The 25,297-nt window shown below is 64.3% G+C and carries 23 protein-coding genes; 17 read left to right on the forward strand and 6 right to left on the reverse strand.

What is annotated here, in order from left to right; genetic code table 11:
* The first annotated feature begins 58 nt into the window (after nt 1–58).
* Nucleotides 59–2,242, forward strand: coding sequence for a serine/threonine-protein kinase (locus HUK65_RS13880; RefSeq protein WP_179906870.1), 2,184 nt, complete (start codon nt 59–61; stop codon nt 2,240–2,242).
* A 206-nt stretch (nt 2,243–2,448) separates the two neighbouring features.
* On the opposite strand, the gene HUK65_RS13885 is transcribed toward HUK65_RS13880, so the two are convergent.
* The gene (locus tag HUK65_RS13885) at nt 2,449–4,266 is read right to left on the reverse strand and encodes a PHA/PHB synthase family protein (RefSeq protein ID WP_179906871.1); all 1,818 of its coding nucleotides are present in this window, start codon (nt 4,264–4,266) and stop codon (nt 2,449–2,451) included.
* Between the two features lie 744 nt (nt 4,267–5,010).
* Between HUK65_RS13885 and HUK65_RS13890 the strand changes: the two genes are divergently transcribed.
* The 11 genes from HUK65_RS13890 to HUK65_RS13940 all read left to right on the forward strand — a co-directional run bounded on the left by HUK65_RS13890 (nt 5,011) and on the right by HUK65_RS13940 (nt 16,104).
* Nucleotides 5,011–5,397 (forward strand): hypothetical protein, encoded by a 387-nt coding sequence (locus HUK65_RS13890; RefSeq protein ID WP_179906872.1) that lies wholly within the window; start codon nt 5,011–5,013, stop codon nt 5,395–5,397.
* 507 nt (nt 5,398–5,904) lie between these two features.
* Complete coding sequence (locus tag HUK65_RS13895; protein WP_235442156.1) at nt 5,905–6,912, forward strand: LacI family DNA-binding transcriptional regulator; 1,008 nt, start codon at nt 5,905–5,907, stop codon at nt 6,910–6,912.
* A gap of 86 nt (nt 6,913–6,998) precedes the next feature.
* Nucleotides 6,999–8,303 (forward strand): ABC transporter substrate-binding protein, encoded by a 1,305-nt coding sequence (locus tag HUK65_RS13900; RefSeq protein WP_179906874.1) that lies wholly within the window; start codon nt 6,999–7,001, stop codon nt 8,301–8,303.
* A 98-nt stretch (nt 8,304–8,401) separates the two neighbouring features.
* Nucleotides 8,402–9,268, forward strand: coding sequence for a carbohydrate ABC transporter permease (locus HUK65_RS13905; RefSeq protein ID WP_179906875.1), 867 nt, complete (start codon nt 8,402–8,404; stop codon nt 9,266–9,268).
* A 10-nt stretch (nt 9,269–9,278) separates the two neighbouring features.
* A complete protein-coding gene (locus HUK65_RS13910; RefSeq protein WP_179906876.1) occupies nt 9,279–10,109 on the forward strand; it encodes a carbohydrate ABC transporter permease in 831 nt (276 codons plus the stop codon).
* A 49-nt stretch (nt 10,110–10,158) separates the two neighbouring features.
* Nucleotides 10,159–11,163: an ABC transporter ATP-binding protein gene (locus HUK65_RS13915; RefSeq protein ID WP_179906877.1), complete on the forward strand. Its 1,005-nt coding sequence runs from the start codon at nt 10,159–10,161 to the stop codon at nt 11,161–11,163.
* On the forward strand, nt 11,160–11,933 hold the full coding sequence (locus HUK65_RS13920) for an L-iditol 2-dehydrogenase (RefSeq protein WP_179906878.1): 774 nt from the start codon (nt 11,160–11,162) through the stop codon (nt 11,931–11,933). Before HUK65_RS13915 ends, HUK65_RS13920 begins: the two co-directional genes overlap by 4 nt.
* Nucleotides 11,921–13,408: a mannitol dehydrogenase family protein gene (locus tag HUK65_RS13925; RefSeq protein WP_179906879.1), complete on the forward strand. Its 1,488-nt coding sequence runs from the start codon at nt 11,921–11,923 to the stop codon at nt 13,406–13,408. Before HUK65_RS13920 ends, HUK65_RS13925 begins: the two co-directional genes overlap by 13 nt.
* Nucleotides 13,405–14,880, forward strand: coding sequence for a xylulokinase (gene xylB / locus HUK65_RS13930; protein WP_179906880.1), 1,476 nt, complete (start codon nt 13,405–13,407; stop codon nt 14,878–14,880). Before HUK65_RS13925 ends, xylB begins: the two co-directional genes overlap by 4 nt.
* Before the next feature lie 60 nt (nt 14,881–14,940).
* Nucleotides 14,941–15,537, forward strand: coding sequence for a nucleoside/nucleotide kinase family protein (locus tag HUK65_RS13935; protein ID WP_235442157.1), 597 nt, complete (start codon nt 14,941–14,943; stop codon nt 15,535–15,537).
* Between the two features lie 240 nt (nt 15,538–15,777).
* On the forward strand, nt 15,778–16,104 hold the full coding sequence (locus HUK65_RS13940) for an antibiotic biosynthesis monooxygenase family protein (RefSeq protein WP_179906893.1): 327 nt from the start codon (nt 15,778–15,780) through the stop codon (nt 16,102–16,104).
* A 61-nt stretch (nt 16,105–16,165) separates the two neighbouring features.
* Here HUK65_RS13940 and HUK65_RS13945 read toward each other — a convergent pair whose 3' ends face one another.
* The 5 genes from HUK65_RS13945 to HUK65_RS13965 all read right to left on the reverse strand — a co-directional run bounded on the left by HUK65_RS13945 (nt 16,166) and on the right by HUK65_RS13965 (nt 22,107).
* Nucleotides 16,166–18,244, reverse strand: a complete 2,079-nt coding sequence (locus HUK65_RS13945) for a TonB-dependent receptor domain-containing protein (RefSeq protein WP_179906881.1) — start codon at nt 18,242–18,244, stop codon at nt 16,166–16,168.
* A 91-nt stretch (nt 18,245–18,335) separates the two neighbouring features.
* On the reverse strand, nt 18,336–19,124 hold the full coding sequence (locus tag HUK65_RS13950) for a heme ABC transporter ATP-binding protein (protein WP_179906882.1): 789 nt from the start codon (nt 19,122–19,124) through the stop codon (nt 18,336–18,338).
* Between the two features lie 6 nt (nt 19,125–19,130).
* Nucleotides 19,131–20,225 (reverse strand): FecCD family ABC transporter permease, encoded by a 1,095-nt coding sequence (locus tag HUK65_RS13955; RefSeq protein ID WP_407692435.1) that lies wholly within the window; start codon nt 20,223–20,225, stop codon nt 19,131–19,133.
* 4 nt (nt 20,226–20,229) lie between these two features.
* Nucleotides 20,230–21,069 carry a heme/hemin ABC transporter substrate-binding protein gene (locus tag HUK65_RS13960; RefSeq protein WP_179906884.1) on the reverse strand — a complete coding sequence of 280 codons (840 nt, stop codon included), beginning with the start codon at nt 21,067–21,069 and terminating at the stop codon, nt 20,230–20,232.
* A 3-nt stretch (nt 21,070–21,072) separates the two neighbouring features.
* Nucleotides 21,073–22,107, reverse strand: a complete 1,035-nt coding sequence (locus HUK65_RS13965) for a hemin-degrading factor (protein ID WP_179906885.1) — start codon at nt 22,105–22,107, stop codon at nt 21,073–21,075.
* Nucleotides 22,108–22,297: 190 nt separating this feature from the next.
* Here HUK65_RS13965 and HUK65_RS13970 point away from each other — a divergent pair, with 190 nt between their 5' ends.
* The 5 genes from HUK65_RS13970 to HUK65_RS13990 are packed head-to-tail and all read left to right on the forward strand — an operon-like array spanning nt 22,298 to nt 25,139.
* Nucleotides 22,298–22,690 (forward strand): hypothetical protein, encoded by a 393-nt coding sequence (locus HUK65_RS13970; RefSeq protein WP_179906886.1) that lies wholly within the window; start codon nt 22,298–22,300, stop codon nt 22,688–22,690.
* Nucleotides 22,687–23,358 carry a MotA/TolQ/ExbB proton channel family protein gene (locus HUK65_RS13975; protein WP_179906887.1) on the forward strand — a complete coding sequence of 224 codons (672 nt, stop codon included), beginning with the start codon at nt 22,687–22,689 and terminating at the stop codon, nt 23,356–23,358. Before HUK65_RS13970 ends, HUK65_RS13975 begins: the two co-directional genes overlap by 4 nt.
* On the forward strand, nt 23,351–23,737 hold the full coding sequence (locus HUK65_RS13980; RefSeq protein WP_235442158.1) for a biopolymer transporter ExbD: 387 nt from the start codon (nt 23,351–23,353) through the stop codon (nt 23,735–23,737). Before HUK65_RS13975 ends, HUK65_RS13980 begins: the two co-directional genes overlap by 8 nt.
* Nucleotides 23,734–24,120: an ExbD/TolR family protein gene (locus HUK65_RS13985; protein ID WP_179906888.1), complete on the forward strand. Its 387-nt coding sequence runs from the start codon at nt 23,734–23,736 to the stop codon at nt 24,118–24,120. Before HUK65_RS13980 ends, HUK65_RS13985 begins: the two co-directional genes overlap by 4 nt.
* A complete protein-coding gene (locus HUK65_RS13990) occupies nt 24,117–25,139 on the forward strand; it encodes a TonB family protein (RefSeq protein ID WP_179906889.1) in 1,023 nt (340 codons plus the stop codon). The genes HUK65_RS13985 and HUK65_RS13990 overlap by 4 nt, the downstream gene beginning before the upstream one ends.
* The last annotated feature ends 158 nt before the right edge of the window (nt 25,140–25,297 follow it).

The following is a 25,297-nucleotide window of genomic DNA, read 5'->3' on the forward strand; positions in this document are numbered from 1 at the left end:
CGGCGTCCAGGCCCAGCCATGGCAACCGGCCATTGCCCGGTCAGATGACGGCAGACGCATGATCGAGTCGCGCCCCCATGACATCTTCAAACCCGGCGAACTGATCAACAACACCTATCGCATCGAAGGGGTGCTCGGGCGCGGGGGCACGTCCGAAGTCTATCGTGCGCGCTCCGAAATCTCGGGGCGCATTGTCGCGATGAAGGTGCTCAAATCCGAGTTTGCAGGGAATGAGGATTACCTCGTCCTGATGAACCGCGAAGAGGCGATGCGAGACATCCGCCATGATGCGGTGGTGCGCTACTCCGAGAACCACCGCACCACCGAAGGCCATGTCTATCTGATCATGGATTATGTCGATGGTCCTGACCTTCACGCGTTGCTCAAGCAGGGCGGATTGCCGGCCGAGGACCTTTTGCTGATCTGCGCGCGCGTTGCCTCGGGGTTGGCGGTGGCGCATGCGCGCAACATCTTTCACCGTGATCTTTCGCCCGACAATATCATCCTCAAGGGCGGCAAGCCCGGGCACGCCGTGATCATCGACTTCGGGATCGCAAAGGATGACAGCCCCGGCGCCGAAACCATCACCGGGGGTGAGTTTGCCGGAAAATACGCCTATGCCGCGCCGGAACAACTGAACGGGCGAGCCGATGCGCGCTCGGACATCTACGCGCTGGGGGCGCTGTTGCTGGCCAGTTTTCGCGGTATGCCGCCCGATGTCGGACGCAATCCGATGGAGGTCTTGCGCCGCAAGGGCGAGCCGCTGGACACCGAAGGTGTCCCCGAGCCGTTGAAGTCGCTCATCGACCGGATGACACAGCCCGATCCGGAGCAGCGCCTGCAATCGGCCGAGGCTGTCCTGGATGCCATCGATCCGAAATACCTCCCCGACGATCTGCCCCTGCGCCCGACGACCTTGCCGCCGCAGCGCGAAGCTGCCCGCACGGACGAAGCGGCGCCTGCGACCGAACGTTCGCGCATCAGGGGCCGGGGCGGCGATGACCAGGTCCCGGCGCGCAGTGGCCGCAAGCGGGTTGTCGCCGGGGTCGCTGTCCTGGCGCTGGCGGGGATCGGCGTGGGGGGGTATTTCGGGGGCGTTCCGGGCCTGTTTCCGGGGGGCGCAGGCCTGCCCGTGGCCGATCCCTACACGCTGGTTGTTTCGCGCGCCGCGGGCGCCGCGCCCGTTGCCGAAGGCCATGTTCCCAGCGCCGAGGTGCGCGACGATCTGGCCGCAATCCTTGCGGCACAAGGCGGAGAGGCGCGGCTGGAGCTTGCCACCGGCGACATTCCCGATGGTTGGGGCGCCGGGATTGCGCGGCTGATCGATACCGTCATCGCGCTGGAGGAGTGGCAGATATCCGCCGCGGGCAGCCAGATCGAGGTCACCGGCATAGCCGAGGAGCGGGGCCAGCACGAGCGGGTCAGCTTCGCACTCACCGCGCCTCTTCCGGGCGATTTGTCGGTGAATTCGGATATCCTTCTGGGGCCGGTGCGGCTGCCGGTGTCCGATGTCCGCGAGGTGCTGGCCGCCGCCGCCGAGTGCGGACCGCTGCACCTGTCCGACGCGCCTGACGTCGCCTATTCCATGGGCGAGCGGATTTCCGTCACCGGCGCCATCGAAGGCCCCGAGATGCGCGAAGTGATCTTCGATGCGCTCTCGGCGATTGCCGGGGATCGTCCGGTGGTTCTGGATCTGGACGTGCTCAATCGCGGGTTGTGTCTGCTTGAGGGCACGCTTGCACAGGTGCCGTCGGGCGATATCGAAATGCGTTTCGGATTTGGTGACAGACCTCAGGACAATCCATCCGGGCGCTACTATGTCGGCGAAAACCCGGTGATCGACATCATCCTTCCGGCTGATCTGGAGGACGGTCACCTTTGGGTTTCGATCATCGACGTCAAGGGGTCGGTCTTTCATCTGCTGCCGAACATCAACCGACAGGAAACGGCCGTATCCGCCCTGCGTGCCGGGCGCGCCGAGACGCTTCCGGTGCGCGTTGCCTATGGGGTGGAGGAGGCGCAGGGCAATGCTCGGCTGGCTTTTCTCGTGGATGACACGGCGCTGGGCAAGAACAGGATACTGGTGTTGCACGGCCCCGAGCCGCTCTTTGATGAGTTGCGGCCCACTTCGGAGTCGATCGACAGCTTTTCCGAAGTACTGGACACGGCAATTGCAAGGTTCACGGGGTCGGCCACGGTCACGGCCAACAGCCGCATACTGGTCTCGGCCGAACAGGAGTGAAGCATCCCTCAGGTGATCGCCGATTTCAGAGCGGTCCACGGCGTTCTCGGGCCCGGGGCCATGGTTCGGCATGCAAATGTGTCCCTTGGGTGGGTGATGATCATCCGAAGCTGCCCCACCTGAACGGATGCCGTGGAGGCCCCGGCCAGCGCGAGCTCCACAATCAACGCGTCCACCTCCGAGCGAGAGCTGGCGATGACGGTCGCTCAGGGCTGCAGGACGTAGCTGCCAGGTGCGTCGCCCAGCCCGCGGGATTTCACCTCCGGGGGCGCTCCGGTGTCGCCGCTATGGGTTTTCAGCCAGTCCGCCCATTCGAGCCACCATGATCCCTTCTGCGGCTCATGCGCCGCCAGCCAGCGATCCGGGCCCTGATAATGCGCCCCGGCCGTGCGGTGGCCGATGCGGTAATGGCGCCGCGGGTGGCCGGGTTCCGACAGGATACCGGTATTGTGCCCGCCCTTGGTCAGCACGAAGGTCAGGTCGCAATCGGTGAAGAGCGCGGTCTTCCAGACCGACCGCCAGGGGGCGATGTGATCGGTTTCGGTGGCGACGACGAACATCGGCACCTCAATGTCCTTCAGCGCGATCACCCGCCCTTCGACGGCGAAGCGTCCGGCGGTGATGCGGTTCTCCAGGAAAATCCCGCGCAGGTATTCCGAATGCATACGTGCGGGCATCCGGGTGGTGTCATTGACCCAGACCCCGATATCGGTGGGCAGGTCGGGCTCTCCCAGGAAGTATCGGCGCACGGCGCGGGACCAGATCAGGTCCTCGGACCGGATGGCGGCAAAGGCGCCCGACATCTGCGGCCGGTCCAGATAGCCCTGCGACCACATCATGTCCTCAAGAAAAGCGACCTGGCTTTCATCGAGGAACAGCAGCAACTCGCCAGCTTCGGCGAAATCCACCTGCGCCGCCATCAGCGTGACCGAGGCCAGCCGGTCATCATGGTCGCGCGCCATGGTGGCGGCGGCAATGGCCAGCAGCGTGCCGCCCAGGCAATAGCCATTGGCATGAACCCGCGCCCCGGGCAGGATGCCGCCGATCACATCCAGCGCCTGCATGATGCCCTTCAGGCGGTAATCCTCAAGCGACAGATCGGCCTGATCTGCGCCCGGGTTCAGCCATGAGATGCAGAACACCGTGTACCCCTGATCGACCAGCCAGCGGATGAAGGAGTTATGCGGCGACAGATCCAGAATGTAGTATTTCATGATCCAGGCGGGCACGATCAGCACCGGTTCGGCATGGACCTGCTCGGTGCTGGGTGCATACTGGATCAGCTCCATCAGATCATTGCGATACACCACCGTCCCCGGCGTGGCGGCCAGCGCCGTACCCAGGGCGAAATCCTCGGGCACCGGACGGTGCTCCTGTGTCAGCACGCGGCGGGCGTCATCGGCGTAATGCAGCGCGCCGTCGAAGAGGTTGCGCCCGGCGTTCTTCCACGTGGCTTCAAGAATTTCCGGATTCCCCATCGGGAAATTCGAAGGCGACACGGTATCGAGAAGCTGGCGCATCATGAAGCCGGTGCGCTCGTTGTTCTGCTTGCGCAGCCCGCGCAGATCGGCGGTGGCTGCCTGCCACCAGTCCTGGGTTGCCAGAAAGCCCTGCTGCCACAGCGCAAAGGGCGGCCTGTCCCAGCCTGGATGCGACCAACGGGTATCGTATGTGCCGGGCGCGAAGGGCTTTTTTCCGGGCTTGCCCGAAAGCCCGCTGGCCCCGAACTGCGCCAGTTTGAGCCAGTTGTCGCGCGCACGCTCCATCAGTTCAAGCTGCCGTCCTGGCGCTCGGGCCAGATGCATTGCCCAGTCGCCCCAGGCATCGATCATGGCATGCGGGGAAATGCCGCCGGTCATGCGCGCAAGGCTGGCCATCACGCCGCGATCAAGGGCAGCATAGGGATGCAGGTCACGGTCGGACGCATCCAGCGGGCGGCGTGTGACCGCCGACAGTCGCTGTTTGCGACCGGCATCCCCTGTCGATGGCCGGCTGCGTGCAGGCTTTCCGTCTGTTCCGGTCATCCGAGCCAACCCTCCGTTGCTGCAGGTTTCCCGATCGATGTGGCGCGCGACCGGGGCGGGCCTGGTCGTCCCCGGGCTGGCCGCGATTGCTGGCAACCGCAAGAGCACGGAGTGGGCAGCCCGTATGGCACCTTACAGCGTAACAGCCAGGCGAACGAACCGAAAGCTGCGTTGCGGCGCGCTCAATCCGAATTCATCCGGTACAGACCCGCAGCAAGGTCCATGCAGACACGCAAGGAGCCTCCATGACATCGGCAATGTCAGTGGGTTGAAAGAACGCAGCGGCACCTTCCGCACGGTAGAGCGACGAGGGCCGCAAGGCGCCCCATCATCGCGGTCCCGGCGGGCTGCAGCCGGGGCGCCTTGGTCCCGGGTTATGCGCTCGGACAAGGGTCAACGGCACGTGCGCGATCCCTCGACGGGTTCAGATTGTCGTCATGAGCGCCGGCAGTGTCCGTGTGCGTCACCACCGGTAGATCTATCTGCAGGGCATCGCACATGCGCCCGCCCGAGCCCGCAGTGACGCAGTCCTGAGTGACCACGAAGGGTCAGTTCCGAACGCAGATTGATGGCCCGCGGCAAAAAAGCTTGCCCAAAAGGCGGATTCAGGTGACGCTGGGTGCGGGGGAAGGCAGCTTGGGGAATGTGTGAACGATGGGCGGGCGTGGATGCGCCTGAGGCCGCTCGGAAGGGTGGCCGGGGGTGTCAGCGCAGGGAATGTCCGTAAAAGGGGGAGGAACGTCATTGCCACACGCTTACGAAAACAAGGGATCGAAGTCGGGCTCGCAGAAGGGGACCTTCATTGGCAATCCATCCGCGACGCATATCCACCTGGTTGGCCGCAACGATCATCTGAAGCTTCAGAACAACGACAGAAAGCGCTACAACATCCACTGGCGCCCCAGCGCGAAGAACCTGGTCGACAGGCAGAAGCTCAATCAGGCGAAGAAGGCGGGCAAAGGGGATGCCTACCTGGCCCAGTTCAGCGAGACGCTGGCCGAGATTGACCACCTGCGCGCTGCCTGGGATGAAATGAGCGCCATGAACGACAATGGCGTTCCCGCCTGCAAGGCGTGGCTCCGCAGCTATCTGGTGGACTATCACGGTGTGAATCCGTCGAAGCTGCGCTGAGGGGTCCGCCCCACGGACACGGCCAGCGGTGCCGTCGACCCGGGTCGCGGCCTCAATGCTGCGCGTATGGCAGGGCGCCAGAGGCAGACCCGCTGTCATGCATCATCCAATGCGCCTGCCAGCATCTCCTGCCCGACAGACTGGACCTGCCGAGCGGCCAGCTTGCCGTCGGGCTACATGGGCGGGCGGCGCAGCTCCTTCACGCGCGGCTGGCCGGGGTCCGGGAGTGGCCTTTGCGGTGTTGGTGGCGGTGGACCTGCCAACGGCAAGGAGCCTGGCAGAGGGGTGGCAGGTGCCATCCGTTCCCAGAGAACCTTGACCACAAATCACTGACCTCACGGAAAGATGCGCTTCCTGACGCGTGGGGCAGGGCGCCCTGCGCATGTAGTCCCCTTGATCTTCGGGTTGAAACTTTGCGCGCGAAAATATATGAATTTTATCGGCCAAGTTCGAAGCTGGCCGACAGGGGAAGGACAGCATCTTGTGACCGGGCAGAAAATTCGCAACATGGAAGAGTTCGCGGCCGTAAGTGGCATCTCGCGCCCGACCGTTTCAAAGTACTTCCAGGACCCCGAGAGCGTGCGCTCCTCGACGCGCAAACGGATCGAAACGGCGCTCGAACGCTATGACTTCCGCCCCAACATCTTCGCCATGAACCAGAATCGCAAGCTGACCAAGATTGTGGGCGTGGTCGTGCCGTATCTGGCGGATCCGTTCTTTGCCGAAATCGCCCGCAAGATCGAACGGCGCTGCATCGATGCGGGGTTCTGGCCGATCCTGTTTTCGGCGCATGGCGAACAGAAACTGGAAAACGCCATCCTTGAAAGTCTGCGGGTTCTCAAACCCGCAGGGGTTCTGCTGGCGCCGCTGGGGCGCGTGTCGGACCGCCAGGCGGTAGAACGCTTTTGCGACGATGTGCCCACAGTGCTGTTCGACAGCAATATCGACGGTGTGGGCAAGGTCTTCGTTGGCTCGGACAACCATGATTTCGTGACCCAGAGTGTGGAGTATCTGGTGCGCACCGGGTCTTCTCCGGTCCTGTTCGAGATGCGAAACCCCGCAAACCCGAACGCCAACAAGCGCCGACTGGCGTATCTTGCGAATATGGAGCGCCTGGGGCTGGAGCCCCATATCGTCAAGGTCGATGGCGAGGGGTGGGATTTTGAACGTATCGGCTATGAAGGCGGGCTGAAGGCCATAAGGGACAAGGCCTTTCCGACGAATACGGTGCTGTGCAGCAATGACCGGCTTGCCGTGGGTTTCCTGACAGCCTGTTTCGAGCAAGGCCTGTCCGTGGGCTATGGCGGGGATCATGCGATGCGCGTGATGTCGCATGACGATCACCCGGTTTCGCGCTTTACCTGCCCCCCGCTGACGACCGTCGCGCATGATTACGATGCCGTGTCCAACAAGGCGGTCGAGGTGCTGTTTCAGATGCTCGAGGATGGGGCGATGCCCGAGACGCGCAAGGAGTTCCTGTATCCGACCAAGCTGATACTCCGAAAATCGGCCTAAACTTATCCCGTGTGAAATTTATATTGACCGCGTGGCAATATTTGAATTAACCTTCGCCCTGTTCATATCGTTCAGGGAGGAACAGCATGAGACTCGGAAAGTCACTTGTGGCATCGACGGCGCTTGCGCTGGTCGCAGCCTCGGGCGCATTTGCCCAGACGCTTACCATTGCGACAGTCAACAACGGCGACATGATCCGCATGCAAGGGCTGAGCAATGAGTTTACTGCCCAGACCGGGATCGAGCTTGAGTGGGTCATTCTGGAAGAGAACATCCTGCGCCAGCGTGTCACGCAGGATATCGCCACCAGCGGTGGCCAGTTCGACATCATGACCATCGGCATGTACGAGGCACCGATCTGGGCCGAGCGCGGTTGGCTGGTCTCGCTTGACGGCCTGCCCGAGGAATATGACATCGACGACATCCTGCCTGCCATGCGCGCCGGCTTGTCGTTCGAGGACAGCCTCTATGCCGCGCCCTTCTATGGCGAAAGCTCCATGGTGATGTATCGCACGGATCTGATGGAAGCGGCCGGGATGGAAATGCCTGAGGAGCCCACCTGGGATGACATCGCCGCCGCCGCCGCCGCGATGACCGATCGCGACAACAACATCAACGGCATCTGTCTGCGCGGGCGCGCTGGCTGGGGCGAGAACATGGCCTTCATCACCACCGTCGCCAACTCCTTTGGCGCGCGCTGGTTTGACGAGGACTGGAACGCCCAGCTTGACAGCCCCGAATGGCTGGAGGCGGTCACCTTCTACAATGACCTGCTGCAGAACTATGGCCCTCCGGGGGCAGCCAACAACGGGTTCAACGAAAACCTGACGCTGTTCCAGCAGGGGCGCTGCGGCATGTGGCTGGATGCCACCGTGGCCGCCAGCTTCGTGACCAACCCCAGCGATTCGACCGTGGCTGACAGCGTGGGCTTTGCGCTGGCTCCCAACAGGGACGGGCTTGACAAGCGCGCCAACTGGCTCTGGGCCTGGGCGCTGGCCATCCCTGCCGGCACGCAGCAGGAAGAGGCCGCGATGGAGTTCATCAACTGGGCCACATCGAAGGACTACCTTGAGCTGGTGGCAGAGCGCGAGGGCTGGGCAAATGTGCCTCCGGGCAGCCGCACCTCGCTCTATGAGACCCCGGAATATGCGGAAGTCCCCTTTGCCGACATGACGCTGCGGTCGATCAACGCGGCCGATCCGAACAATCCGACCATCGATCCGGTTCCCTATGTTGGCATCCAGTTCGTCGCGATCCCCGAATGGGCCGGCATCGGAACCGCTGCCGGTCAGGAGTTCTCGGCCATGGTCGCAGGGCAACTGACTCCGGAACAGGCCCTTGAACGTGCTCAGGCCCTGGTCACGGATGAGATGGAGGCGGCAGGTTACTGAGCCCCTGCTGCCCCGGGTCAGGGGCGCGCATCGCGCGCCCCTCTCCACCATCCTTCACCATCGACAAGCCCGGCTTGTCCTGATGAAAGGCCAGTGCCATGTCCACCAAGGCTTCGCGCTCTGCTGCGCGGCTCATGTTGGCACCCGCAGTTATCCTGCTTCTTGCCTGGATGCTGGTGCCGCTGACGATGACCCTGATCTTTTCGTTCCAGCGCTACCTGCCCATGCGCGGCGGGTTCCAGGGCTGGGTCGGATTTGAAAACTACGCGCGTTTCATCGGCTCCAGCGCCTTCTGGCCCGCCATTCAAACCACCATCATCATTGTTGGCGGCGTCCTGCTCATTACGGTGATCCTGGGGATCCTGCTGGCGATCCTGCTCGATCAGCCGATGTGGGGGCAGGGGATGGTGCGTATCCTTGTCATCGCGCCTTTCTTCGTCATGCCGACCGTTTCGGGGCTGGTGTGGAAGAACATGTTCATGGACCCCAACAACGGCCTGCTGTCGCATCTGTGGCGGTTCTTCGGGGCCGATCCGGTCATATGGTTGTCGGATGCCTCGATGCTTTCGATCATCCTGATCGTCTCCTGGCAGTGGCTGCCCTTTGCGACGCTGATCCTGCTGACCGCCATCCAGTCACTGGACAGCGAACAGATTGAAGCCGCCGAAATGGACGGTGCGCCGGTCCTGTCACGCTTCTGGCATATCATCCTGCCGCATCTGGCGCGCGCGATTACCATCGTCATCCTTATCCAGACGATTTTCCTGCTGGCAATCTTTGCCGAGATCTTTGTCACCACCCAGGGCTCGTTTGGCACACGCACGCTGACCTATCTGATCTATCAGCGGGTGCTGGAAAGCCAGAACGTGGGGCTCGGCTCTGCCGGGGGTATCTATGCGGTCATTCTCGCCAATATCTTTGCGCTGCTTCTGATGCGCATCGTTGGCAAGAACCTGGATCGTTGAGGAGGGGATCATGGCACGCTCTGTCACGACACAACGCAAGTCACTCAATACCTTCATAGCCTGGACCATCGGCCTGCTGATCTTCTTTCCGATCCTGTGGACGATCCTGACCAGCTTCAAGACCGAAGCGCAGGCCATCGCCGACCCGCCGGTGTGGTTCTTCTTCGACTGGACGCTGGAAAACTACCGCGTGGTGCAGGAGCGCTCCAACTACAACCGCTTCCTGTGGAATTCGATCATCATCGCGGGCGGCTCCACGATCCTCGGCATGATCATCGCGATCCCGGCGGCCTGGTCGATGGCCTTCGTGCCCTCACGCCGCACCAAGGATATCCTGCTCTGGATGCTGTCGACCAAGATGCTGCCTGCGGTGGGGGTGCTCTATCCGATCTACCTGATCTTCATTCAGCTTGGACTGCTGGACACGCGGATCGGGCTGACCATCGTTCTGATGCTGATCAACCTGCCGATCATGGTCTGGATGCTCTATACCTATTTCAAGGAAATCCCCGGCGAGATCCTTGAAGCCGCCCGCATGGACGGGGCCGGGCTGAAAGAGGAAATCCTCTATGTCCTGACACCCATGGCCATCCCCGGCATCGCCTCGACCGTGCTTCTCAACATCATCCTGGCCTGGAACGAGGCGTTCTGGACCCTGAACCTGACCGCGGCCCGCGCGGCCCCGCTCACGGCCTTCATCGCCAGCTATTCAAGCCCCGAGGGCCTGTTCTATGCGAAACTCTCGGCGGCCTCGACCATGGCGATTGCGCCGATCCTGATCCTGGGCTGGTTCAGCCAGAAACAACTTGTGCGCGGTCTTACCTTCGGCGCCGTGAAATAGGGACTTCCCTCAAGTAGCGAAGCGGCAGGGCAAACAAAGGAAATCCGACATGGGACAAATCGTTCTGGAACAGGTGACGAAAAGCTTCGGCGATGTCACCGTCATCCCGCCACTGGATCTGATCATCGAGGATGGCGAATTCACCGTCTTCGTCGGCCCTTCGGGCTGTGGCAAATCCACGCTTCTGCGGCTGATCGCGGGGCTGGAGGATGTGACCTCGGGCGAAATCCGCATTGACGGCACACCAAGTGCGACCACCCCCCCGGCCAAGCGCGGCCTTGCGATGGTGTTCCAGTCCTATGCGCTTTATCCGCATATGACGGTGCGCAAGAACATCGCCTTTCCGCTGCGCATGGCGGGGCTCGACCGCGCCGAACAGGACCGGCGCGTCGAACAGGCGGCTGCCGTGCTGAACCTGACCGACTATCTGGATCGTCGCCCAGGGCAGCTTTCGGGCGGGCAGCGCCAGCGGGTTGCCATCGGCCGCGCCATCGTGCGCGAACCGGCTGCGTTCCTGTTTGATGAACCGCTCTCGAACCTTGATGCCGCACTGCGGGTCGGAATGCGGCTGGAAATCAGCGAGCTGCACAACCGGCTGAAAACCACGATGATCTATGTGACCCATGATCAGGTCGAAGCCATGACCATGGCCGACAAGATCGTGGTGCTGCGCGCCGGCCATATCGAGCAGGTCGGCAGTCCACTGGAGCTGTATAAGGCGCCGCGCAACCTGTTTGTCGCGGGTTTCATCGGCTCGCCCAGGATGAACCTGATCGGGGGCGCAGAGGCGGCAAAGCACAATGCGACCACGATCGGCATCCGGCCCGAACATATCAGCATCTCTGCCGAGGAGGGCGCATGGTCGGGTGTCGTGGGGGTGTCGGAACATCTGGGGTCGGACACGTTCTTTCATGTGCAGGATACGGGGCTTGCGGAAACTGTGACCGTGCGTGCCGATGGCGAGGTGAATTTCCGCCATGGCGACCGCATCTATCTGACCCCGCGAGAAGAGCGGCTGCACCGCTTCGATGAACAGGGGTTGCGGATCGCATGACACGGCTTGCCGGAAAGACAGCGCTGATCACAGGGGCAGCGCGCGGGATCGGTCTGGCGTTCGCCGAGGCTTACTTGCGCGAAGGTGCGCAGGTGGCGCTGGCCGATATCGATATCGACCGTGCCCAAAAGGAAGCCGCGCGCCTTGGCCACAGGGCCTTCGCGGTCGAGATGGATGTGACCCGGCAGGACAGTATCGACACGGCTGTTGCCGCAACCGTGGCGCAGTTCGGCCAGATCGACATCCTGATCAACAACGCCGCGATCTTCACGGCTGCGCCCATCGACGAGATCACCCGCGAGGATTATGCCCGCTGTTTTGACATCAATGTCGCAGGCACGCTGTTTACCATGCAGGCCGTGGCGCAGCACATGATCGCGCGCGGGCAGGGTGGCAAGATCATCAACATGGCGTCGCAGGCGGGGCGACGGGGTGAGGCGCTGGTGGCGGTCTATTGTGCGTCCAAGGCCGCGATCATCAGCCTGACGCAATCGGCCGGGCTGAACCTGATCCGGCACGGGATCAATGTGAATGCCATTGCGCCCGGTGTCGTCGATGGTGAACACTGGGACGGGGTGGATGCGTTCTTTGCGAAATATGAAGGCAAGGAGCCGGGCCAGAAGAAGCGTGAAGTGGGCGCGGGGGTGCCCTTCGGGCGCATGGGCGTGGCCGAGGATCTGACCGGGATGGCGGTTTTCCTCGCCTCCTCCGAGGCTGATTACATCGTCGCGCAGACCTACAATGTGGATGGCGGCCAATGGATGAGTTGATCCCGCTGTCCCAGGCGATGCTGGGGGAAATCCCGTCCTCCATCACTGTGCCGAACTATGACCGCAGGGCGCTTCGGCCCGGCATCGTGCATATCGGGCTTGGTAATTTCCACCGCGCGCATCAGGCGTGGTACACGCACCGGTTGATGCAGATGGGGCTGGCTCAGGATTGGGCGATCATCGGCGCAGGCGTGCGCCCCGGTGACACGGCCATGCGCGAAAAGCTCCTTGCCCAGGATTGCCTGAGCACGCTGATCGAGCTTGATCCCGCCGGAAAATCAGCCGAGATCACCGGCGCAATGCTGGATTTCCTGCCGGTCGAGAGCGACAACGCCACGCTGATTGCGCGCATGGCCCAGGCGGACATCGGGATTGTGTCACTGACCGTGACCGAGGGCGGCTATTACCTTGACCCGGAAACCGGCGGTCTGGATGCCGGCCATGAAGATATCCGCCATGATGCCAGCCGCCCATCGGCCCCGCGCACGGCATTTGGTGCGATGGTTGCCGCATTGCGCCTGCGCCGTGAGCGGGGATCGGGGCCATTCACCAGCCTGTGCTGCGACAACCTGCAAGGCAATGGCATGATCCTGCGCCAGACCGTCGTGGGGCTTGCGCGCCTGTCCGACCCGGACCTTGCCGATTGGATCGACGCCGAATGCAGCTTTCCCAACAGCATGGTGGATTGCATCGTCCCCGCCACGGGCCCGCGCGAGATCGCCCTTGCCCACAGCTTCGGGATTGCCGATGCCGCCCCTGTCACCCATGAGACGTTCCGCCAATGGGTGATCGAGGATGAGTTCTGCGCCGGACGCCCTGATTGGGACCGTGTCGGTGCGGTTTTCTCGTCCGATGTGCATGTATATGAGGCGATGAAGATCCGTATCCTGAATGGCGGCCATCAGGTGATCTGCGGGGCGGGCGAACTGCTGGGGCTGGGCACCGTTGCGGCGACCATGGCCCATGACCGCATCCGCGCGATGTTCCGCAAGATCGCCCGTGACGAGATTGCCCCCCATGTGCCCGCCGTGCCCGGGGGGGCGGCCCTGGATTACATCGGCCTGATCGAGCGGCGGTTTGCCAACCCGGAAATCCTCGATACCACGCGCCGGGTCGCCTTTGACGGCTCCAGCCGCCACGCCGGGTTCCTGCTGCCGTCCATTCGCGATGCGCTGGCCCGGGGCACGCCCCTGGAGGGGCTGGCGCTGGCCTCGGCGCTTTGGGCGCGCTATTGCCTGGGTGTGCGCGAAGACGGCTCGGTCATCGCGGCCAATGACCCGCTGTGGCCAAGCCTGCAAGCCGCCGCCCGGGCCGCGCAAGAGACCCCCGCCGCATGGTTGGAGCAGGTATCGCTTTACCGCGATGTGAAGCACGCCCCGCGCTTCGCCGATGCCTTTGTGCACTGGTATGGGCTGATCGCGTCCCGCGGGGTGAATGCAGCCATCAGCGGCTACCTCGCACGGCAGACCGCATGAGCTATCTGGGCCTTGATCTGGGGACTTCGGGCCTCAAGGCGCTGCTGACGGATGGCGAAGGGGCGATCATCGGGCAGGCCGAGCAGGGCTATCCGGTCGCCCACCCGCATGAGGGCTGGTCCGAGCAGGACCCGGCGGATTGGGTTGCCGCGCTCCATGATGTGATCGGTGCGCTGCGCGCCAGCCACCCCGAATTTGCCGATCTGCGCGGCATTGCCGTTTCCGGGCAGATGCATGGCGCGACGCTTCTGGACAAGCGCGACAAGGTGCTGCGTCCGTGCATCCTGTGGAATGACACCCGTAGCCATGCCCAGGCCGCGAAGCTGGATGCAGACCCGGCCTTTCGCCGGATCAGCGGCAATGTCGTCTTTCCGGGGTTCACCGCGCCCAAGCTTCTGTGGTTGCGCGATCACGCGCCGGACATCTTCGCGCAAGTGGCCAGGGTGCTGCTGCCCGCGGCCTATCTGACGCATGTGCTGACCGGGGATCATGTGGGTGACCTGTCGGATGCATCGGGCACGTCATGGCTGGATGTGGGTGCGCGGCGCTGGTCGGATGAGCTTCTCGCACGCTCCGGCATGGAGCGCGCGCAGATGCCGCGGCTGGTCGAAGGCAGCGCCCCCGCGGCAGAGCTGCGCCGGGATCTGGCGCGGGACTGGGGCTTGCACCATCCGGTCATCGTGGCGGGTGGGGCAGGGGACAATGCCGCCACCGCCTGCGGTCTGGGGTTGCTGGATGAGGGCGCGGGTGCGGTGTCGCTGGGCAGCTCGGGCGTGGTCATGATCGCGCGCAACAGCTGCGAACCGGCGCCGGACACGGCCGTGCATACGTTCTGCCATGCCCTGCCGGGGCGCTGGTATCAGATGGGGGTGATGCTGGCCGCGGCCGACAACCTCAACTGGCTGGCAAATCTTGTCTCGATGCCGCCGCAAGCCCTGATTGCCGAACTCGGCGATGGTATCCGCCCCCCCGGCGCGGTCCGGTATCTGCCCTATCTGGCCGGAGAGCGCACCCCCCACAACAATCCCCATCTGCGCGCCGGGTTTTCCGGTATCGGCGCCAAGTCCAGCCGCGCGGACCTGACGCGCGCCGTGCTCGAAGGCGTCGCCTTCGGGCTGCGCGATAATCTGGAGGCGCTGCGCGCCGCCGGTGCTGCGCCGAACCGGCTTCATGCCGTGGGCGGAGGCGCGCGGTCGCGCTATTGGGTCGGTGTGCTGGCAACTGTTCTGGGCCTGCCGATCGCGGTTTCCAATGCGCAGGCAGGTCATGGTGCAGCCCTGGGCGCTGCACGGCTGGCGCGGCTTGCCGCAACCGGGGCGCCTGTGGCCGATGTCATCACCCCGCAGCGCGACACGCAAGAGGTCTTGCCAGCCGCAGAGCATCGTGCCGCGTTCGAGGAGGCCTTCGCGCGGTTTCAGCATGCCGCGCGCGCCGAAGGTCAAGGTACCGAAACCCTTTCGCCGACCGTCTGAACCGAATGGAGCGCCACCTTGATTGCGACCAGGACCCCGGATCCCGTTCCGCCAGAGCTGTTGACACGGCTTCACCGCCTGCGCGGCGCGGGCCGCAAGCTGGTCGCCGTGGCAGGCGCGCCCGCCAGCGGAAAATCCTTCCTTGGCGCCGCCCTGTGCGATGCCCTGTGCCGCGATGGCGTGGCCGCAACGCTGGTGCCGATGGATGGCTTTCACCTGGACAATCGCATTCTGGATGCGCGCAACCTTCGCGCACGCAAGGGCGCGCCGGAAACCTTTGATGCGGCGGGGTTCATCGCCCTGATCCAGCGCTTCCGCACCGAAAGGGAAGTCGTCTATCCGCTGTTCGACCGCGCGCGCGATCTGTCCATCGCAGGGGCGGGCGTGCTCGATCCCGCATGCGAGGTGGTCGTTATCGAAGGCAATTACCTGCTCTTTGATGAACCCCCCTGGGTGGATCTGGCAGGCCTGTGGGATTTTTCGATCTGGCTGGACACACCGGAAGAAACGATCCTGCAGCGCTGCGTCGCGCGTTGGCTGGCGCATGGGCATGATCCCGAGGCCGCCCGAACACGCGCGGAACGCAACGATCTTGCCAATGCGCGCCGCATCATCGCGGCACGATTGGCCGCAGACATGACGCTCTCGGACCCGTGAGGTGAGTGCACGGGCAGGGCCTTGTCCATGACGGGTCAGGCAGATGCCCGCGCATGGTCAATGCCGTGACCGAGACGCGCAGCCATGAGCCGAAAAACACTTTTACTTCTGCGGGGAAACTTGGGATAAATGCCCACCCCAGCCAGCGTTTTCTGCGCAGCCCGGCATCACTGTCGCAGGCGTGATGTCGTGATACGGCCTGCACGGTGTCTTGTTCCAATCAGCAAGGAGACCATGCCGATGTTCATCGCCATGAACCGCTTTACCGTGCCGCTGGAGAATGCAGAGGCTTTCGAAGCCCTCTGGCTTGGCCGCGAGTCCCATCTTGATCGGATGGCGGGCTTTGTCGAATTTCACATGCTCAAAGGCCCTGAAGCTGACGGGATGCGGCTTTATGCATCGCACACCGTCTGGGAGTCTGAGGCGCATTTCCGCGCCTGGACGCGCAGTGACGAATTTCGCGCCGCCCATGCCCGCGCCGGGGACAGCCGCAAGTTGCACCAAGGTGCGCCGACATTCGAAGGCTTCGCTGCGATCCAGCATCTTTCTGCAGACGCGGCGGCCTGAAAGAAGCAGCGCGGGAAGGGCTCCCGCGCTGCCAGTCATCCGCCTGTATCCTTGCCTTGTTTTACCAGGTGAATTGTTGTCCGACGGTCAGCCTGATGTCCCGGCCGCGGCGGGGTTCGTTGCTGGCAAGACTGCCGTTCAGGACATTGCGGTATTGCTTGTCGAAGAGGTTGTTGACAGCAAGCTGCACCTCCAGCCCCGCCATCGCGCCCTGATCCGGCCGCCAGGTCAGGAACAGGTCATTGACGCCGTAGCCGGGAAAAGCGTCACTATTCGCCCGCGTTGCGCTGCGCACGAATGTCCCGCGCCAGCCGTATTCCAGCGTCTCATCGAACGCGCGCGCGCCCAATTCCAGCATCAACTCGTCCGAGGGCGTGGAATTCAACCGCGCACCGGTGCTCTGATCGGTCCCCAGGATGCGCGAATAGGCAAACGTGCCGAAAAGGCTTTCCGCATCATAGCCGCCTTCCAGCTCGATCCCGCGAATATGCGCCCTCGAGACGTTGACATAGGACGGGACGCCTGCGCCAAGCGAACGCTCGATCTTGTCGGTGATCCGGTTCGAGAAGGTCGTGAGTTTCAGATCAAGACTGTCCCCGGTCATGAACAGGTCACGCCCGCTATAAGACAGACCCGCCTCGACAGTGCGGGCACGCTCCGGGCGCAGATTGGGCGAAATCAACCCTCCCTGAAACCCGGCATTGAACAACTCATCCAGCGACGGCGCCCGTTCGGTCTGCGCCAGCGCGCCGAAGACGGCCCAGTCTTCACTCAGTTTGTAATGGAGCGCCAGCGAAGCTGCGCGCGCCGTCGTGCTGCGCGCCTCCGCCCCCGTGGCGGCGGTCACTTGCCCCGAGGGCGTCAGCGACACACGGTCGGCGCGCAGGCCCAGAACGGCGGTCAGGCGGTCATCCCAGATGAATTCGTTCTGCAGAAATGCACCGATCCGGCGATCCGTGCCTTCGGGGTGGGTATCGCGCGGGCCGCTGAGTGCGGTCTGGTGGGTGCGTTCCTGCCGAGATCCCTCGACGCCCAGGGTCAGATAGTTCTCCCAGCCATCGCCTTCGAAGGTGGCGCGGTTCTGCGCACGCAATCCGAACGTCCGATAGCCGTATTGCGAGTCCTCGAACAACTCGCTTTGGATTGGAGCTGTCGCGTTGAACTGATCCACCTGCGTGCGCGAGAAGGTCAGTTGCACCTTGGCATCCAGCAGCGGATTGCCGCTGGCCGGATTGGCCCAGATGATCTGTGCCGTGTCATCCTGCACCTTGCGGTCGACCAGTCCGAAGACGGGCGCGCCGATGTCGGCGGAATAATTCGCGTCATCCTCGTCGCTGTGCCAGCGCGTCAGCGAGAAGCTGAGGGTCTGTTCGCGACCCTCGCCAAAGCGGAATGTCCCCTTCACCAACCCCGAGGTCGCCGACATGCCCGACCCCGTGACCCGCGTGCCATCCCCTGACCTGTAATCGCCTTCGCGGCGTTGGTTCACCGCGGCAAGGATTTCGAACCCTTCGCCGAACCGCTGCGCCAGAATGACCGATCCGAGCGCACCCGACCCATTGGTATTGCCGCCCGCTTTCAGGCGCAGGGCCGTATCGCTGCCCTCTTGCAGAAAATCGGCGGCGTCCTTGGTCTCGAACGCCACCACCCCGCCAAGTGCGCCCGAGCCGTAAAGTGCCGACGACGCAGGGCCGCGCAGCACCTCGACACGGCGATAAAGCTCTGGCTCGCCGAAGAACTGGCCCATGCGGTATTGCTGCGAGAATTTCTGCACCCCATCGACCGACACGATCACCCGGTTCTGATCCGACGCATCCGCCGAGCCGATACCGCGAATGTTGAAGCTTTGCCCCGTCATGCGGTCGCCACCAAAGGCGGTTGCGCCGGGAATGGTGCGCAGCAGATCGCCGGGTTTCGCGGCCTGTTCGCGGTCGATATCTTCCTGTTCCAGCGTGCTGACCGCCTGCGGCGTATCAATCGCCACCCGCGCGCGGCCAAAGCCCAGGACAATCCGACCAAGGAAGGATGTGGGCTGCACGCTCTCGGCCTGTTGGGCAAAGGCTGGCACAGGGGCCAGCAGCAGGGTCGTTGCGGAAATGGTAGCAAGAAGGCGCGCGCGGCGCCTGTTCGGTTGTGACATTGGTATCCCCTTTGAGTGCTCTCTGGCTGGCGATACCGCTGGCGTTATGGTGAACGCGCTACTTAACCCAAGTTAAAGAGTCAAGTATTCGTCAGGCGATTTCTGCCGCCTGTGGCAGGATATAGGTGGCGCCCTGCGCAGGCGGGCTGGAGACGCGCAACCGGCAACCATAGGCGCGCGACAGGTTCTGATCGGTCAGCACGTCCTGCACTGCACCTTGCGCCAACACGCGCCCGTCCAGCATCAGCACCACGCGGTCGGAAAACATCGCCGTCAGGTTCAGATCATGCATGACGGCGATAACCCCGCCGCCCGCACGCGCGAAACGCTGCGCCAGATGCATGACCTGCAACTGATGCCCAATATCGAGCGCCGCGACCGGCTCATCCAGAAACAGCCAGCGGGGCGTGCCGTCCTGCACCGGCTCCCAGACCTGCAACAGCACGCGCGCCAGTTGCGCGCGGGCCTGTTCGCCGCCCGAAAGCTCCTGAAAGAACCGCGCGCCATAGCCCGCAAGCCCCACCCGCTCCAGCGCGCGGGTCGGCAGGTGCGCCGCATCCGGGCGCAGGGCGATGCGCCCGGTCAGGCCCAGCCGCACCACTTCATGCACCGTGAAGGGAAACGCCAGCACGCTTGCCTGCGGCAGTACCGCGCGGCGTTCGGCCAGCGCATGAGGGGCAAGCGCGCGCATGTCCTGCCCGTCGAGGGTGACTGTGCCGCGACTGGCCAGATCACCGGTGATCGCGCGCAGAAGCGTCGTCTTGCCCGATCCGTTCGGCCCGACGATGACGGTCATCGCACCGGGTTTTGCGCTCAGCCCCGCACCATGCAGCACCTGTTTGCGGCCCAGCGTGACGGAAATATCGCGTGCGTCCAGCATCAAGCCTCACATATCCACGATGCCGCGACGGCGCAGCAATATCCACAGAAAGACCGGCCCGCCCAGCACAGCCGTCACAATTCCGATGGGCAGTTCTGCAGGGGCGATGATCAGCCGCGAGATGATATCCGCGAGCAGCAGCAGCCCCGCCCCCAGAAGCGCCGCTGCAGGCAGCAGAAAGCGATGATCCGGCCCCATGACCAGCCGCAACAGATGCGGCACAACAATGCCTATGAACCCGATCCCGCCCGACACAGCCACCGCCGCACCCGTGGCGGCGGCGACAGTCAGAATGGCCAGGTTCTTCATCCGCTGCACGGCAATGCCCAGATGCGCCGCAGCGCCTTCGCCCAAGGCCAGACCATTGAGCGCCCGCGCAAGCATCGGCGCGACGAGCAGCGCCAGCACCATGATGGGGGCGGCCGCGGAGAGTTTCGCCCAGCTTGCCCCGGCCAGCGAGCCCAACCCCCAGAAGGTCAGATCGCGCAATTGCTGGTCATCGGCGATATAGACCAGAATGCCTGTCAGCGCGCCTGACAACGCCCCAAGCGCAATACCTGCCAGCAGCATGGTCGCGACCGATGTGCGCCCCGCACGGGTTGAAACTCGGTAGAGGATCAGCGTCGTTGCCCAGCCGCCGAAGAACGCGGCCAGAGGGACCAGATGCATCCCCGCGACGGCCAGGATCGCAGGCGGCAGGAACGCCCCCAGCACGATCGCCAGCACCGCGCCGAGGCCCGCACCCGCACCCACGCCGACGATGCCCGGATCGGCCAGCGGGTTGCGAAACAGCCCCTGCATCACTGCGCCCGAAACTGCCAGAGACGCGCCGACCAGCATCCCCGTCAGCAAGCGCGGCAGGCGGATGTCGAAAAGCACGACGCGTTCGCGCAGGGTCAGTTCCTCGCCCGATATCCATTTCATCAGCACATCACTCAGCGACACGCCTGCCGCGCCTGTGCCGAGTGAAGCGATGGCCGCCAGCATCACGAACACCATCAGCGCAAGGATGGTCACGCGTGCGCGACCAGAGCGGTCGCCTGTCACGCGGTCAGGCGTCGCATCCCGTCCCGCGCTGCGCCCCCAGGGCAAGGCCACCATCGCCTCAGCCCCCCTTGTGCGGCTCTGGATACAGCGCGCGGTGCAGCTCTTGCGCGGCTTGCGCGGTGCGCGGGCCGAACCCCAGCAGGTAGATGCCATTCATGCGGATCACCGCCCCGGTTTGCGCCGCAGGCGTCAGGCCAAGCGCCGGATGCGCCAGAATTTCCGCGTCCGAGAGCGCATGATCGCCGCCACGATCCATCATCAGGATCATATCGGGCGCGGCAGCGGTGATCGCCTCGTCACTCAGCAACCGATAGCCCGCGAAATCGTCAAAGGCATTTACCCCGCCCGCCAGTTCGATCATCGCACTCGCCCCGGTGTCGCGCCCGGCGGCGTTGATCCGCCCGCCCTGCGCCGACAGGACAAAGATCACACGTTTGGGGGTGCTCACCGCCTCTGCCTCGCCGCGCAGGGCGGCAAATTCGGCCTCAAGCTGCGCGACAAGCGCCTCACCCTGTGCGCCTGCGTCCAGATGCCCGGCGATGGTCATCACCCGCTCCAGCACGCCTGCCGGACTGGGGTCTTCCGTGATCTGCACGAACGGCACGGACGCCGCCTGCATGATCTGCACGGTTTCCGCAGGCCCCGCCCCCTCTGATGCAAGGATCAGATCAGGGTCAAGCGCCAGAAGCCCCTCGGGCGAGAGCGCACGCATATAGCCGACATCGGGCAGCGCCTCGATTTCGTGCGGGAAACTGGCCGTCGTGTCGCGCCCGACAAGCCGGTGTTCCTGCCCCAGCGCATAGACGATTTCGGCGAGCCCGCCGCCGACGATGACAACGCGCTCCTGCGCGGCCAGTGGGGTTGCGAGAAGGGCGAGCGCAAATGATGCACGCAGCATGGTTCACGCCCCGCTCAGGCGCGGCAGGGCTTCGGCCATCACACGAAAGGCGTTCGTGTCAGGGTCACGCTTGCCGAAAATCTGCACGATCAGCGCGCCTTGCGCATCGAAGGCCTCGATCGAATGGGCCATGCCGTCGCGGATCGGTTTGATAACATGCCAGACCTCGGCAATGTGATCGGCGCGCAGATGCAGGTTGAAACGCGGGTCCAGAACATTAATCCAGGGGCCCATCGGCTCAACCCGTGCAACAGGGCCGCCATGGATCTGGATGCAGCCCTGATTGCCCACGAAGATCATCAGCGGGATCTTTTCAGCAGCAGCCTGATGCAGCACCTGCGTCACCGCATCGGGCCGCAGCGCAAAGGCCCAGGGCGCATCCGCCACATGGTAAGCGCCCAGCCGGTTCATCTTCAGCTTCGAGACCATGCGCAGGAACTGATGCGTATCGGTCATCTCGCCCCATTCGCGGCGCAACTCCTCGGCTTTGTCAGCGCGCAGTTTCGCGGCCTCGACAGGTGCGCGGGGGGTCAGCGTAATCGTATCGTCCTGATCAGGCAGGCGCAGATCGCGCACGAGCGTTTCAAACGCCGCACGATCAGAGGCATCGGTCAGAAACACCTTATGGACTGCATCGCCTGCCGCATCGAAAATCTGCACAGAGGGGCGCGGGCCATCCAGCAGCGCGAAACCATGCGCCCAGTGTCTGGGGAACATGCGCAGATCAATCTCGGAACCCAGCACCATGGACGCATGCGCGCCGGAGTGGTAATCCTCGTATGTGCCCGTGCGTTCATGCACGCAGGAGGCATTGCGCGTCAGCGCCATCACCTCGCCCAGAGTCTGGATGGCGGGAAACAGCCGGTCCAGCCCGGCATCAATGCGCAAAACCTGCGCGCCATCGACATGGGCCGCGACCAGCGCGGCCTCGGTCACGCCAAGGCTCTCAGCCAGATCACGGGCGCGGGCTTTTGGATTTTCCGCGCGGGCAGTACGCAGATCGGCGGGGGATAAGGGGGCGAGAGTATCCAGCGACATCAGAGGGCTCCTGAAACTTGATGAGGGTCAGGCGCGTGTCTGGCTCGGGGCTGGATGGCGCATGAAGCGAGAGGCGCTTCATTCTTGACAGATTTACTAAGTCAATGCTAACGCCCCTGCAAGCAGAAATTCTGCCCTGCCAGCCGATGCGCCAGCCTTTCCCGAAAATATGAATCTGAAAGGCAGCATCATGCGTGCGCTTGCATTTTGTCTTGGGCTGGGTCTCGCGCCCGCAGCCTCCGAGACGCTCTCGATCCGGCTCGATCAGGCCAATCCGGGCGCGGATCAGTGCCAGTTGGTCTTTGTGCTGGAAAACGGGTTTCCGACAGAGTTCGAGAGCCTGCAAGCCGAAGTCGTGCTTCTGACGCCCGAGTCCCGCGTGCTGCGCCTGAGCCTGCTGGATTTCCAATCCCTGCCCGCAAACGGCCTGCGCGTGCGCAGTTTCAATCTGGCGGGGCTGGAATGCAGCAGTATCGGGCGGGTGCTTTTCAATGCGATGGGACCATGCACGCCCCTGGACGCGCGCAGCTGCACCGCTGCGCTTGAGGTGGACAGCGCCACGGAAATCGAGGTGCTGAAATGACGGATCTTCTTGATGCCCTGCAGGATTTTCTGGCGCTTGGCGGCCCGGTTGTTGCCATCCTGCTGGCCATGTCCGTCCTCGCGCTGGCGCTGGTTCTGGTCAAGCTCTGGCAGTTCCGGCGCGCTGGCGTGGGCGATCATGCCGCACTGATCACGGCGCTCGATCAGGCCGATCGCGGCACCACGCAGGCCGCGCTCCGGCAGGCCGCGCAGGCGCGTAGCCATCTGGCCCCACTGGCCGTGCTGGCGCTGAATGCCACAGGTGACACGGACGCCCTGCGCGCGCGGCTGACGGGGCTGGCCGAGGAGGCCATCGCGCGGCTGCAATCGGGCTTCCGGCTGCTCGATTCCATCGCGCAGGTGGCCCCGCTTCTGGGGCTGTTCGGCACGGTTCTGGGGATGATCACCGCCTTTCAGGCGCTGCAGGAAGCGGGCGCGAATGTCGACCCGTCAGCACTCGCGGGCGGCATCTGGGTGGCGCTTCTGACGACGGCCGTGGGCCTTGGCGTCGCCATGCCCGCCGCGCTGGTGCTGACATGGTTCGAATCCCGCATCGCGCGCGAGGCACGTCTGGCCATGCAGATCGTCGATGTGGCGCTCTGCCGGGGGCTGGCGCAGGACAGCTGCCCGATGGAGGCGCGCGCCGGCGCGGCGCTCGCCCATGCCTGAACGGCTGGCCTCCCCGCTGCGGCGCAGGCGGCTGTCGATGACCTCGCTCATCGATGTGATCTTTCTGCTTTTGCTGTTCTTCATGCTGTCCTCGACCTTCGCGCGGCAGGGCGAATTGCCGCTTGATCTGGCGATGGGCGGGGCGGCCAATGCGCCGGAAACACCGCCCACCTTCGTGCAGTTGCACGAAGACGGGTTGCGGCTGGATGCGGTGCCCACCACGGCGAATGCGTTGCGCGCCAGCCTCGCCGAACGTGATGAGGGGCTGGTACTGCTGGCACTGGGCGAAGGCGTGAGCGCGCAGGCTTTCGCCGAAATGCTGCATCTGTTGCAGGGCCTGCCGGGTTGGCGGCTGGCCGTGCTGGGCGCTGCCCGATGAGGCGCGCGCTGAGCCAGTCCGACCGCCCGCGCAGCGAGCCGACGATTGCGTTGATCAATATCGTCTTTCTGATGCTGATCTTCTTTCTGATCGCAGGCAGCCTTGCGCCCCGCACGGACGGGGATGTGGCGCTGGTGACGCTGAGCGAGATCACGACCGAGCCGCCCTCGGACGCGATGGTGATGCTGGCCGATGGCAGCCTGCGCCATGCGGGCGACACGCTGACGCCCGAGGCCGCACTGGTGCGCTTCGGGGATACCGCGCGCGTCCGCCTGCTGCCCGACCGTGACGCACCTGCGGGGGAACTGGTTGCCATGGCGCAGGGCTTGCGCGCGGCGGGGGTCGCGGAACTGGTGATTGTGACCGAAAGGGGGCTGGAATGACCGCAGCAGCGCTTCTGCGCGCCTGTCCGCAACGCAATGGCTGCCCGCTGGTCAGCCCGCGCGACCTGCGGCGGCTGGACATTGCGCCCCGGCTGAAAACTCTTGCGCTGGCAGCGGGCGCGTCATTGATGTTGCATCTGGGCGCGATGGCAGCACTCGCCCCGCGTGAGACCGCGCTGATTGCGGGTGGCGGTGAGAATGCACCCGCAGCGATTGGCACCAGCTTCGCGGATTTTGCCGAAGGCGTGCTGTCCCCGTCCGAAGCAGAACCGCTTGACCCGGAAGATGCGGAAACGCGGCATCGCGAGGATCCGGTGACACCTCTGGCACCACAGGTTCCGCAGCCTGTCACTGCGGCACCGGCGCTGCCCATGGCCCCCGATCCCGATGCCGCCCTGCTGCCTGCCGCGCCGGACCCTGAAACGATAACCAGCGCGCCGGAACTGGTGCCGGACACAGCCCGGCCTGCGCAGACAACCGCGCCACAGATGATCACCCATGCCGCACCGCCCGAGCGGGCGGCGGCCGCGGCCCCCGAAACCATGACCCCTGACACCAGCCTGTCAGAGCTGGCCCCCGAGACCAGCCGCACACCGCCCCCCCGCCCGGACCGCACGGCACCGCCCCAACCCACAAGGCAGGCCCGCGCCCCGCAAGGCAATTCAGCCCAAACCGTCACACGCGGCAGCCAGCAGGGCAGCACCGGGCAGGCCGCCAATCAGGCCCCCGCCCGCACGGAGAGCAGTGCGCAGGGCGACGCCGCCGCGTCCAACTACCCCGGCCAGGTGCTGCGCCGCATCCAGCGCACACGGCAGGTCCGCAGCCCCGCGCGTGGGCAGGTTCTGGTTGCCTTCAGCATCGGCAGCAATGGCGGATTGGTGTCAGTCTCGGTTGCGCGCTCATCAGGTCATGCCGGGCTGGACCAAACCGCCCTTGACCATATCCGCAGGGCCGCTCCATTTCCGCCGCCGCCCGCAGCAGCGCAACGTCAGTTCAGTTTCGAATTCGTCAGCCGGTGACGGGGGTCCTGACATGGTCTGCTCCATGCGAGCAGCACCACGCCGCCCTGCCTGCGCGGAGGCTTCGCGCAGGGTTCTCTAAGAGTCCGATTCATAATGGTCTGAATGATTTCAGGTTCTTGCGATGAGGCGGGTGAGGCGACGGATGTGGGCGATGA

The sequence above is a fragment of the Rhabdonatronobacter sediminivivens genome (assembly GCF_013415485.1).
Taxonomy (GTDB): Bacteria; Pseudomonadota; Alphaproteobacteria; order Rhodobacterales; family Rhodobacteraceae; genus Rhabdonatronobacter; species Rhabdonatronobacter sediminivivens.